At 66.7% G+C, this 11,805-nt stretch carries 10 protein-coding genes; 7 read left to right on the top strand and 3 right to left on the bottom strand.

Annotation, left to right across the window (positions count from 1 at the left end; all coding sequences use genetic code 11):
* Positions 1 to 11 precede the first annotated feature (11 nt).
* From Q8T13_12100 to Q8T13_12090, 3 genes are all read left to right on the top strand, one after another.
* On the top strand, positions 12 to 728 hold the full coding sequence (locus tag Q8T13_12100) for an alpha/beta fold hydrolase (GenBank protein MDP3718497.1): 717 nt from the start codon (positions 12 to 14) through the stop codon (positions 726 to 728).
* 288 nt (positions 729 to 1,016) lie between these two features.
* Entirely contained in the window at positions 1,017 to 2,732 is a 1,716-nt protein-coding gene (locus Q8T13_12095) for a PQQ-dependent dehydrogenase, methanol/ethanol family (GenBank protein ID MDP3718496.1), read from the top strand.
* 35 nt (positions 2,733 to 2,767) lie between these two features.
* Positions 2,768 to 3,850, top strand: a complete 1,083-nt coding sequence (locus Q8T13_12090) for a calcium/sodium antiporter (GenBank protein ID MDP3718495.1) — start codon at positions 2,768 to 2,770, stop codon at positions 3,848 to 3,850.
* A gap of 93 nt (positions 3,851 to 3,943) precedes the next feature.
* Here the strand turns inward: Q8T13_12090 and Q8T13_12085 are convergent, their stop codons facing one another.
* Both Q8T13_12085 and Q8T13_12080 read right to left on the bottom strand, forming a co-directional pair.
* Positions 3,944 to 5,269, bottom strand: coding sequence for a replication-associated recombination protein A (locus Q8T13_12085; protein ID MDP3718494.1), 1,326 nt, complete (start codon positions 5,267 to 5,269; stop codon positions 3,944 to 3,946).
* Positions 5,266 to 6,078, bottom strand: coding sequence for an RNA methyltransferase (locus tag Q8T13_12080; protein ID MDP3718493.1), 813 nt, complete (start codon positions 6,076 to 6,078; stop codon positions 5,266 to 5,268). Before Q8T13_12080 ends, Q8T13_12085 begins: the two co-directional genes overlap by 4 nt.
* 53 nt (positions 6,079 to 6,131) lie before the next feature.
* On the opposite strand from Q8T13_12080, the gene greA reads away from it, so the two are divergent.
* The 3 genes from greA (at position 6,132) to Q8T13_12065 (ending at position 9,312) form a co-directional block, all read left to right on the top strand.
* Positions 6,132 to 6,593 carry a transcription elongation factor GreA gene (gene greA, locus Q8T13_12075; protein ID MDP3718492.1) on the top strand — a complete coding sequence of 154 codons (462 nt, stop codon included), beginning with the start codon at positions 6,132 to 6,134 and terminating at the stop codon, positions 6,591 to 6,593.
* 12 nt (positions 6,594 to 6,605) lie between these two features.
* Positions 6,606 to 8,033 carry a hypothetical protein gene (locus Q8T13_12070; GenBank protein MDP3718491.1) on the top strand — a complete coding sequence of 476 codons (1,428 nt, stop codon included), beginning with the start codon at positions 6,606 to 6,608 and terminating at the stop codon, positions 8,031 to 8,033.
* Between the two features lie 115 nt (positions 8,034 to 8,148).
* Complete coding sequence (locus Q8T13_12065; protein MDP3718490.1) at positions 8,149 to 9,312, top strand: aminotransferase class I/II-fold pyridoxal phosphate-dependent enzyme; 1,164 nt, start codon at positions 8,149 to 8,151, stop codon at positions 9,310 to 9,312.
* 90 nt (positions 9,313 to 9,402) lie between these two features.
* On the opposite strand, the gene Q8T13_12060 is transcribed toward Q8T13_12065, so the two are convergent.
* The gene (locus Q8T13_12060; GenBank protein ID MDP3718489.1) at positions 9,403 to 10,806 is read right to left on the bottom strand and encodes a DHH family phosphoesterase; all 1,404 of its coding nucleotides are present in this window, start codon (positions 10,804 to 10,806) and stop codon (positions 9,403 to 9,405) included.
* Between the two features lie 43 nt (positions 10,807 to 10,849).
* On the opposite strand from Q8T13_12060, the gene Q8T13_12055 reads away from it, so the two are divergent.
* Positions 10,850 to 11,767, top strand: a complete 918-nt coding sequence (locus Q8T13_12055) for a VWA domain-containing protein (GenBank protein ID MDP3718488.1) — start codon at positions 10,850 to 10,852, stop codon at positions 11,765 to 11,767.
* The last annotated feature ends 38 nt before the right edge of the window (positions 11,768 to 11,805 follow it).

The raw sequence follows: 11,805 nt of genomic DNA, 5'->3' as shown, positions 1-11,805 counted from the left end.
CAAGGGGGCTAATGAAACGCTGGCTACTTCTGCTCGCTCTCGTCGCCTCGGTGTCACTGTCCGGCCTCTGGCTATGGCTGCAGGTCGCGCCCCTGGACGCCATTGTCCGCGGCGGCGAGGGGCCGCCCTCGCTCGTGTTGCTGCACGGCTACGGCTCGAGGGGCGGCGACTGGTTGCAGTTCGAGCACACGCTCCAGGTCCCGCAACAGGGGCGCTTGGTACTGCCACAGGGTCCGCTGCGAGGTCCAATGGGCGGGCGGGGCTGGTGGTGGCTCAACATCGAAGGGCACATTCCCGCGGGGCAACGTTTCCCTGACTTCTCGACGGCCAATCCGGGCGGCATCAAGGTGGCCTCGCGGCTGGTGCGCAACCTGATCGAGAAGGAACCGGGCGCGGTGATCCTCGGCGGCTTTTCGCAGGGAGCGATGCTCAGTGCCGAGATTGCCTTCCAGACCGATCAACCGTTGGCGGCGCTGGTGCTGCTCGGTGGCACCACCGTGAACGAGGCCGCCTGGGCCGAGGGGTTCGCTGCCCGCCGGATGATGCCTGTCTTCATTGCCCACGGCCGCAGGGACGGCGTCCTGCCGTTTGCGACGATGGAGAGGTTCCAGGCGCGGGTCAAGGCGGCCGGCCTGAACGTCACGTGGGTTCCGTTCGACGGCGGCCACAACGTCCCGGACACTGTGATCTCCGCCCTGAACGAGTTTCTTGCGGGAGTTACCTGGTAGGGCAGGTGGGGCGGGTAGGGCTGGTCGGGCGGCGTAGGGCGGGCAAGGCAGGTGGGGCTGGTAGGGTTGGGCTGGTGCGGCGGGTGGGAGCGTCAGGTGCGGGCGCTTGACTGCTGCCTCGCGAGGCCCAGGAGCGGAGCCGCCGTCTTGCGGACTTCGACGTCGATTGTCGTCCAAGCGTCGCTCTTCAAGTAACCCACGCGTTTCGAGAAATGCCAACCAGCCCGACGCCGCCCGACCAGCCCTACCCGCCCGACCTATGGCACAATTCGCGCGGGAGATTTCCTCATGAGCGTGACAAGGCGTTGGGCGGGCTGGGTGGCAGCCGGCCTGGTTGGATGCGTGGCGGTTACGGCCCTCCAGGGGCAACAGGCGGCACCGAAGGTCACCGATGCGACCCTGTTGAAGCCGGCCGACGGCGACTGGGTCGGCTACGGCCGCGATTACGCGGAAACGCACCACAGTCCCCTCAAGCAGATCGATCAGAGCAATGTGACCAGGCTGGCGGAAAGCTGGGCGGTCGAAGTCGGGTCGGACGGCAAGCTCGAGACCACGCCGCTGGTGTTCGATGGCGTGCTCTACGGCACGTCAACCTGGAGCCAGGTCTACGCCATCGATCTGCGCACGAAGAAGGTGAAGTGGAAGTACGACCCGGCACTGGTGCGCGGCGGCTTCGACGCCATGGGGCCGCGCCCGTGCTGCGGCCCGGTGAACCGTGGCGCAGCCATCTACGACGGTCGCATCTATGTCGGCTTGCTTGATGGCCGCCTGGTCGCGCTGGATGCGGAGACCGGCGCGCCGGTGTGGGCGGTGCAAACGACCCCTCCCGGCACCGACTACACCATCACCGGCGCCCCGCGCATCATCAAGGGCAAGGTCGTGATTGGGCAGGGCGGCGCCGAGTACGGCGTGCGCGGCTTCCTGGCCGCCTACGATGCCGCCACCGGCAAGCAGGCCTGGAAGTGGTATGTGATTCCCGGCGATCCATCGAAGCCCTTCGAAGACGAGTCGATGGCGGCCGCGGCGAAGACCTGGACCGGCCAGTGGTGGAAGTTCGGCGGCGGCGGCACGCCGTGGGACGGTATTGCCTACGACCCCGAGCTGAACCTGGTCTACGTCGGCACGGGCAACGGCTCGCCGTGGAACGCGAATCACCGCAGCCCCGGCGGCGGCGACAACCTGTACCTGGCGTCGATCGTGGCGCTCAATGCCGACACCGGCAAGTACGTGTGGCATTACCAGACGGTGCCCGGCGACAACTGGGACTACAACTCGGCGCAGCCGATGATCCTGGCCGACCTGACCATTGCCGGGCAGGTACGAAAGGTGCTGATGCAGGCGCCGAAGAACGGCTTCTTCTACGTGCTGGATCGTGCCACCGGCAAGCTGATCTCGGGCGCGCCGTACGTCTACACCTCGTGGGCGACGTCCATCAACATGGACACCGGCCGGCCGATCGAAACCGAGGCGGCTCGCTACCGCTTCACGCCGGTGCGACTGTCGCCGTCGCCCGTCGGCGCGCACCACTGGCCGCCCATGGCGTTCAACCCGACCACGGGGCTCGTTTATTACCCTGGCCAGGAAACCAGCTCGGCATTTGCGATGGAAGAGAAGTTCGAGTTCAAGGAAGGGCAGTGGAACCTCGGCATTCGCCGCGGCACGCCCGCGGGCAGCAAGCCCGTTCCGCCGCCTCCGCCAGACCCGAAGGCGCCGCCTCCTGGCGGCTTCTTCGTGGCGTGGGATCCGGTTGGGCAGAAGGCCGCGTGGAAAATTCCATTCCAGCCCGCCGGCGGCGCGTTGTCAACGGCCGGGCAGCTGATCTTCGTCGGCAACGGGGGCGGCAAGTTCTTCGCACTCGATCCGCTGAGCGGCAAGACGCTGTGGGAAGCGCAGCTGGGCCAGGGCGTCGCGACGCCGATCAGCTACGAGCTGGAGGGCAAGCAGTACATCGCGGTGATGGCGGGGATCAGCAAGGGTAAAGTGCACGGCTTCGCGGTGCCTTAGGCACTGGCCACGTCGCTGAGGGAGAAACCGTGGAACTGACGGTCTGGCTGTTTCTGGTGGCGGGTCTTGCGGGGCTGGTGATGGGGGCCGAACTGCTGGTGCGCGGGGCGTCGCGGCTGGCACTGCGCTTCGGCATCTCCCCGCTGGTGATCGGCCTGACCGTGGTCGCCGCCGGCACCAGCTCGCCGGAACTGGCGGTGAGCGTGCAGTCCGGACTTGCCGGGCAGGCCGACCTCGCCGTCGCCAATGTCGTGGGGAGCAACATCTTCAACGTGCTCGTCGTGCTCGGGCTGGCCGCGCTGATCGCCCCCCTGCTGGTGCAACAGCAGCTGGTGCGCTTCGAGGTGCCGCTGGTGGTCGGGCTGTCCGTGCTGGTCCTGGTGATGGCGCAGGATGGGCGAATCGGCCCGTTCGATGGGCTGCTGCTGGTCGGAGGTCTAGTCGCCTACACCGTGTTTGTGATCCGGCAGGGCCGGCGGGAGGCCGCGGCCGTGCAGGCCGAGTATGAGAAGGGGTTCGGCGTCGCCACGTTGGGATGGCTGGCACGCCTGCCGGTGCAGATCGTCTTCGTACTCGGAGGATTGGGCCTGCTGGTGCTGGGCGCGACGTGGCTGGTGGACAGCGCCGTGGCCATCGCTCGCGCGCTGGAGATCAGCGAGGCAGTCATCGGCCTGACGTTCGTGGCCGCGGGCACCAGCCTCCCGGAACTGGCTACGTCCGTGGTGGCGGCGATGCGCGGGGAGCGTGACATCGCCGTCGGCAATGTTGTCGGCAGCAGCGTGTTCAATCTGCTGGGCATCCTGGGAATCGCCGCTCTTGTCACACCGGGCGGGCTCTCGGTGGCACCGGCGCTGGTGTTTTTCGACGTCCCGGTGATGATTGCGGTTGCCTTTGCCTGCCTGCCGATCTTCGCCACCGGGTACCGCATCGAGCGCTGGGAGGGGGCGCTGTTCCTGGGTTACTACGTGGTCTACGTAACCTATCTGAGCCTAGCCGCCACCCAGCACGACGCGCTCCGCAGCTTTGGGTCGACCATGTTGGGGTTCGTGCTGCCGCTGACCGGCGTCACGCTGCTGGTGCTCTGGGCGCAGCAACGCTCGCGAGAGACCCCATCTTGAGGCGGGGATCGGCCAGGCAAGGTCCACGCCTTCGCGTTGCCGTAATAATCCGGCTAAAGCCGGATGCTACATCTGGGGATGTGGCGTCCGGCCTTAGCCGGACCTTCGCGACTTCCACCAGGCCAGACGCTTCTTGATCTCTTTTTCAAAGCCGTAGTCAGTCGGCTTGTAGAACTCGCGGCCTTTCAAGTTGTCCGGCAGGCAATCCATGCTCGCTACAGCATCGGGCTCGTCGTGCGCATACTGGTAGCCCTTGCCGTAATCCAACTGCTTCATCAGCTTCGTTGACGCGTTGCGCAGATGTAGCGGCACGGGTGAGGCGACGTCGTTCTTGGCCGCTTCGGCGGCCGCGCCGTACGCTGCGTAGACGGCGTTGCTCTTGGGCGCGGTGGCCAGGTAGATCGCCGCTTGCGCCAGCGCCGTGTTGCCTTCGGGCATGCCGATGAAGTGGACGGCGTCCTTCGCCGCGACCGCGATGGTCAGCGCCTGGGGATCGGCGTTGCCGATGTCTTCGGACGCAAATCGGATCAGCCGTCGCGCGATGTACTTCGCGTCCTCGCCGGCCTCCACCATGCGCGCCAGCCAGTAGATCGACGCATCCGCATCGCTGTTGCGCATGGACTTGTGCAACGCCGACATCAGGTTGTAGTGCTCTTCGCCGGTTTTGTCGTAGAGCAGCGTGCGGTTCTGCAGTGTCTTCTCTAGCAGCGCCTTGTCGAGGCGCGGCCGTCCGGCCGGGTTGTTGGCCGACGAGACGGTGAGTTGCAGCAGGTTCAGGGCCGATCGGGCATCGCCGTTCGCAAACCGCGCAATCGCCCTGAGCGCGTCATCGTCGGCTTCGGGATTCTGCTTGCCGAGGCCGCGCTCGGGATCCGCCAGCGCCGTCTTCAGGATGGTGACGATGGCGTCTTCGCTCAGGAGCTTCAGGACGAAGACCTTCGAGCGCGAGAGCAGGGCGGCGTTGACCTCGAACGACGGGTTCTCGGTGGTGGCGCCGATCAAGACGATGTCGCCGCTCTCGACGCGCGGCAGGAATGCGTCCTGCTGCGCCTTGTTGAAACGGTGAATCTCGTCCACGAACACGATGGTGCGCCGGCCGGTCATGCGCCGCCGTTGCTCGGCCGTGGCCATTACGTCTTTCACTTCCTTGATGCCGGCGAGTACGGCGCTGAAGGCAATGAACTCGGCCTTGGTGAGATCGGCGATCAGGCGGGCGAGCGTGGTCTTGCCGGTGCCCGGCGGGCCCCACAGGATGATCGACTGCAGCAGGTCGCGCTCGATCATCTCGCGCAGCGGCCGGCCGGCCGCAATCACGTCGTCCTGCCCGACGATCTCGTCGAGCGTGCGCGGGCGCATCCGTTCGGCCAGCGGCACCGTCTTCGGGTCAACCGGGGCCGGCGGGTCGTCGAACAGGCTCATTGGCCGCCTTCGCCGAAGGGCTTCGGCGCGCCAAGCGCGCGCTGCCTCCGGGCTTCGTACAGGATCAGCGCGGCCGCCACGGCCACATTCAGTGATTCCATGGCGCCGGCCATCGGGATGGAGATGCGAGCGTCAGCCGCCGACAGCACCTCGGCTGGCAACCCCGGTCCCTCGCCGCCCATCAGGACCGCGACTGGGCCGGTGAGGTTCATCTCGTGCATCGGGACGCCGCCGCGCGGCACGGCCGCGATCAACGTCACGCCGGCGGCCCGCCACTCGTCGGCATGCCCGAGCGGATTGCGGCTGCGCACGACCGGCAGGTGAAAGACGCCGCCCATCGACGCGCGCAGCGCTTTCCAGCTCCAGGGGTCCGCGCTCAGGTCATCGAAGACCACGCCGGTCGCCCCGGCGGCGGCCGCGGATCGAATCACCGCACCAGCGTTGCCGGGATCCTGCAGTCCGAAGCCGGCGATAACCAGGGGGGGTGGCGGCGCCAGCACGGCTGCACTGTCAATGGCCGGCTTGCGCGCGGTGGCCACGACGCCCGTGGGCGAGTTGACCGGCGACAGCGCGTTCAGTACCGCGCCCGACACCTCGACGACGCGGGTGTGTCCGCGGCGCGCTCGATCGAGCAACGTCTGCTCGTCGGCGGTCGGCGGACCGCAGAGCGCAAGCGTCTCGACCACGAGGCCCGCGCCCACGGCTTCCGCCAGCAGGTGCCATCCGTCCAGCAGCATGAGGTCGCCGCCGCGGGCGGCGTCGCGGAACTGCTTGACGATGGGGTGGTGGCGGCTGGTGATGACGGTCATGGGCGGGTGCGCCGGAGGCTCCGGGCAATTGTGCTACAGTCGGTCTTTACGCGATGAAGGAAAAACTCCTTAAGCGGTTTGAAGATGAGCTCAACGCCTATGAGCGTGAGCTGCACATGGAACTCCCCAAGGAGATCCAGCGCGCACGCGAGCTCGGCGACCTACGCGAGAACGCGGAGTATCAAGCCGCGAAAGAGCGCCAGACCCTCGTCAACGCGCGCATTGCCATGCTGAAGCGGCGCATGAGTGAAATTGCGCTCATGAACATGGATCGTATTCCGCACGGCAAGGCGGGATTTGGGTCGGTCGTGACGCTTCGCGAAGGCGATCAAGAGATGGTTTACCAGCTCGTGATGCCCGAGGATGCGGAAGCGGAGAAGGGCCTGATTTCCACCTCCTCGCCGATTGGCCGCGCCATCCTCAACAAAGAGGAAGGCGACGAGCTGAGCGTGTCCACCCCCAATGGCACGCGCAAGTTTGAGATCCTCAAGCTCGTCACCATTCACGACGACTAGCAGGCGACGGCCGTGAGCGAGCCACGCGACTCGTATTCCCCCGAACGCCGTACCGCGCTCCTGTTCACCGGAACGGGGGCTGACGGCGCGTACCACGCCGGTGCCATGCGCGCCATTCAGGAGGCCGGCGTCAAGATCGACATCGTGGGTGGCCGCGGCATGGGCGCCATGGCCGCCGTGCTGGCCGCGGTCGATGGCAGCGCGCAGCTCTGGGAGGCCGGCGGCTTCTGGCGGTCGCCGCCGGTTGCCATCCTGTATCGCTGGCGGTGGCCATTCCGCGTGCTTCGATGGTTGGCCGCCGCGCTGGTGGTCGTGCTCGCCGTTCCCGCGGCGGTGCTGGTGCTGGGCCTGATCGTGTACCCCATTGCCCTGATGCTCGGGATGGCCGGCCTCGATGCCGGCGCGCGCTTTGTACAGTCGTTCATCGAGACGCTGACCTCGGCGTTCTCGCCGGCGGCGTTACCGACGTGGGTGCCGCGGCTGGCGGCGTTGCTGTCAGCGGCAGCGGTGGTAACCCTGGCGGTCGGCGCGTGGCTGACGTGGTGGCGGGCGCCCCTGCATCGGCGTACGGCGGGCGGGCGGGCATGGGCGCTACTGGGCTCGCCGATTGATGCGGGCGTGGCGGTGCGGCAGGCCACCGAAACCGTGTGGCGTCTGCTGAAGGGCGGCGCCGCGATCAAGACGCCCGACGCCAGGGATCTCAGCCGGCGGTATGCCGAGTTGCTGGCCGAGAACCTGGGCCAGCCGGGCTTCCGCGAGTTATTGCTCGTGGTGCACGACATGGATGCCCACCGCGACCTGGTGTTCGGCCTGGTTCGGGATCCCTTCCGCAAGGCGCTGTTTCCGCCGCCTGGTGGCGTGTCGTCGCGACGCGCGGAGGCGCACGACCTGTCGAGCGGCACGCAGGCCTTTACGGCCGATGTGCTGGCCGCGGCGATGAGCCTGCCGGGCGTGAGCGATCCGCGACTGGTCCAGTTCGCGCCTGACTCCTACTGGCGCGGTGAGACCCATCGGCTGGTCGATCGGCCGGCGTGCCTGGCGCGCCTGCTCGAAGAGGCGGCGGCCGCCGGAGCGGAACAGGTCGTCATTATCGCCGCCACGCCGGATCCGCCCGGCCCCCATGAGCTGCGGCCGCCACGCCTCGACGGGTTTGGCCGCGTCGGCGAGCAGCTGGCTTCGGCGGAAACCGCGGCCCTCAGTGACGCCGTGCGCCACCTGCATCACCGCTTCCAGGGCGTCTACGTGATTCGTCCGGCGCACAACCCGATCCGGCCGCTCGATCTCACCGGCGCGTACGACGAGAAGTCGGACCGGGTGCAGACGCTCGACGAACTGATGGAGCGTGGCTTCGAGGACGCCTACCGCCAGTTCATCGAACCGGTTGTCGGCGCCTCAGGCGACCGCATGACGCAAGTGAGCCGCGACACCGACGAGTACTAGCCACAGAGGACACAGAGTGACTTCTTGAAAGGCGTGTCAGCTCACTCGAAGCTTGATCGCATTTAGAAGAGTTTTCTCTGTGTCCTCTGTGTCCTCTGTGGCTAAGATTCGTTACATGAAGCCAGCCACCCACCTTATTCATGCCGGCGAACGGATCGATACCGGCGCGACGCCGTCACTGACCGTCCCCATCTACGAGACGAGCACGTTCGTGTTCGACTCGGTGGCCGACGTCATCAAGTACCAGGAAGGGAAGCTGAACGGCTATCTCTATTCGCGCTACGAGAACCCGACCGTGGTGGCGGTCGAGGAGAAGATCGCGGCGGTGGACGGCGCGGAAGCGGCGCTGTTGTTCAGTTCCGGCATGGCGGCGATCTCGACGGCGCTGCTGACCCTGCTCAAGCCGGGGGACGAGATCCTGTGCAGCGCGGCCATCTACGGTGGCACGTTCCACGTCATCGAGGACCTGATGGTGAAGTTCGGCGTCGAGCGCCGCTTCATCACCCTCGAGCAGCTTGCCGACCTGGCGACGGTGATTGGCCCCAGGACGCGGATGGTGTGGTTCGAGTCGCCGATCAACCCCACGCTGCGCTGCGTCGACGTGCGCAAGGTCGCGACCGCGTGCAAGAAGGCCGGCGTGCTGTCCGTGATCGACAACACCTTCGCCAGCGCCCTCAACCAGCCGGTGTTGTCGATGGGCATCGACCTGTCGATGCAGAGCGCCACCAAGTACCTGAATGGTCACAGCGATGTCACCGGCGGGGCGTTGTCGGGCGCGAAGGCGATGGTCGCGCCCCTGGCCAAGGCCCGCCGCCTGCTGGGCGGCATCATGGACCCGCTCCCGGCGTTTGCCCTTGGCCGCGGCATGAAGACCATGCCGCTGCGCGTCGCGCAACACAACGCCAACGCCCTGGCCATCGCGCAGCACCTCGAGCACCATCCGGCGCTGGAGCGGGTCTACTATCCGGGCCTCGCGTCGCACCCGGATTACGCCATCGCCGTCGGGCAGATGAGCGGGTTCGGCGGGGTGGTCACGATTGACGTGAAGGGCGGCCGGGACGCGGCCTTCCGGGTGTTCGACAGGCTGACGGTGATCAAGCGGGCCGCCAGCCTGGGCGGCGTCGAGAGCATTTGCAGCCTGCCGATCCTGACATCGCAGTACGGCCTCACCGACGAGGAACTGGTGGCGGCCGGCGTGTCGAAGGGGATGATCCGGATGTCGATCGGTCTCGAAGACGCGACGGATCTGATCGCCGATCTGGAACAGGCGCTTGGGTAGTAGCCAGATGCCAGTAGCCAGATCCCAGTAGCCAGTAGCCAGATGCCAGAAGTGCTCGTCTCTTTCTGGCTACTGGCTACTGGCTACTGGTTACTTGTCCCGGGTCTCGTGCAGGAACTCCAGCACCAGTTCCAGCATCCGCTGGTTGATGCGGCTGCCTTCGTAGGTTCCGAACTTCTTCTGGAACGCCTCGAGCGGCACCACCGCCTTGGCCATGGTGCGGTGGCCGCCGGCGCTGCCGATGTCGTTGAACCAGCGGCGCACGAAGTCGCCGGCGTTACGCGAGTAGCCCAGGTTGCGCACCGACACCACGAAGGTGTCGTTCACCACGCCGCTGATCACCGTCCACTGGACGTTCTCCAGCTGCAGGTAGAAGTCCGCCACGTACGGGATGAAGTCGTCGCGCGGCGGCTCGCCGAGGAACGCGCAGAACACGTGTTCCATCATGCGCCCCTGCTGCCAGCCCTTGATCAGGTAGTCGAGCCGCTCGGCGGTGATTTCCGCGCCCTCCATCTTGCGGATCATCGTGGAGTCGGCGAGCGGGTACAGGTGCGAGAACGAGTCGAGGTCGGCGCGGTTGGCGTGACGGTTGAAGAACAGGGTGTCCGACTTGATGGCGTAGAGCATCGCCGTCGCCGTCCGCTCCGAGATATCCATGTCGACGGCGCGCAGGTGCTCGGTGAGGATCGTGCAGGTCGAGCCGTAGTCGGGGCGGATGTCCTTGAAAATGGCGTTGTAGCCCGGCTGCTCGGGGTGGTGATCGATCACGAGATCGACGTGCGGCAGCAGCCCCGGGAAGTAATGCGGCTGGACGTCGACCAGCGCAATCTTGTCGAAGTCCTTGAACTGGTCGGGGGTGATCGTCTCGATCTTGAGGTCCAGCAGCTTGACCATCCGCAGGTTCTCGGGCCGCGTCACCGGCTGGAGGCAGGCGACCACCGCGGTTTGCCTCGTGCGGCGGAGAATCGTCCGCAGCGCCAGGCCGCTGGCCAAGGCGTCGGGGTCGGGATCGTTGTGCGTGAGGATCAGCACCCGGTCGGCGTCGGCCATGTAGCGCTGGTACTGCTGGACCCGCTGCCGGGTCACCGAACGGCCCAACTCGCTGAGCAGCGGGGGGCCGAGCAGCTCGGCGAGGGTCAGGGTCGTCACTTCGGGGAAGTCGTCGCGCAGTTCTTCGGCACGGCGCACGTCGGCGAGGCTGGTGCCCAGCACGTAGATGAGCGTGCCGCCCGCGCCGCGCAACGCTTCAAGCACCTTGCGCAGGCCCTTGCGGCCGTTATCTTCAACAAAGACCGGGGTGACAGGGGACAGGCCCGCCTTGACGTAGCTGTCGACTCTCGCCGGATCGGCCACCGACACCGGCAGTTCCGAATCTTCGAAGTGGCGGGCGAGCGCCCGGCTTTCCACTAAGACGTCGAGCTCCGAGTTCGGAGTGAGGACTGCCTCCAGGAGCCGGACCACCAACTCCGTGTGACAGACCGCCAGACAACGCACGATGCCTTGAGTATATCCCTGCCGGCTTTGGTAGCATGGCGGCGTGCGACAGGCGATCGCCGCGGGCTTCGTGGTGTTGGTGGCCGCTTTTACCGCCGCGGTGGGCGGGCAGGCGGGCGGCCAGCAGAGCTTCCGCTCAGGTGTTGAGCTGGTGTCCTTCGGCGTCACCGTGGTCGATCGCCGGGGCAACCTGGTCACTGACCTCAGCCGCGACGACTTCGAGGTGGTTGAAGACGGCCGTCCCGAGGAGCTGAACTACTTTGCGGTCGGCGACGGTGACACGGCGCCGCCCCTGCACGTGGGGCTGATGCTCGACGCCAGCGGCAGCATGCAAACCGACCTCAAGCTCGCGCAAGGCGCGTCGATCAAGTTCCTGAACCTGTTGCCGCACGCCGAAGACATCACTCTGGTCGACTTCGACACGCAGGTACGGATCACGCGCTATCCGCAGCGCGATTTTCCGCGGCTGGTCGAGCGCATCCGCCAGCGCAAGCCCGAGGGCTGGACGGCGCTGTACGACGCGCTCGGCACCTTCCTGGACGGGGTCGACCAGCAGGAGGGCCGCCGCGTGCTCGTGATGTACACCGACGGCGCCGACTCGCGGTCGGTGCTGAGCTTCGGTGAAACCCTGACGCTGCTGCGGGCGTCGCCGGTCACGGTCTACGCCATTGGCTTCGTCGGCAACACCGGCTCGTCGCGGCAGCTGCTGCAGATGACCTTGATGCAGTTGACCGAGGTCACCGGCGGACAGGCATTCTTTCCCTCGAGCATGAAGGGCGTCGAGGAGGCGTATGACCAGGTGCTCGCCGAGATCGCCGGGCAGTACCACCTTGGCTATCTGTCGGACAACACCACTGCTGACGGCGCATGGCGCAAGGTCGAGATCAAGATGAAGCGGCCCGACACCCGCGTCCGCGCCCGCAAGGGCTATTTCGCCCCATACAAGACCTCGCAGAATTAGGGTACGATGGTGTGCTTGTCCACCGTAGCGCGGAGCGC

The sequence above is a fragment of the Acidobacteriota bacterium genome (genome assembly GCA_030697165.1).
Lineage (GTDB): Bacteria > Acidobacteriota > Vicinamibacteria > Vicinamibacterales > UBA2999 > 12-FULL-67-14b.
This window is presented reverse-complemented; position numbering and strand designations above follow the sequence as displayed.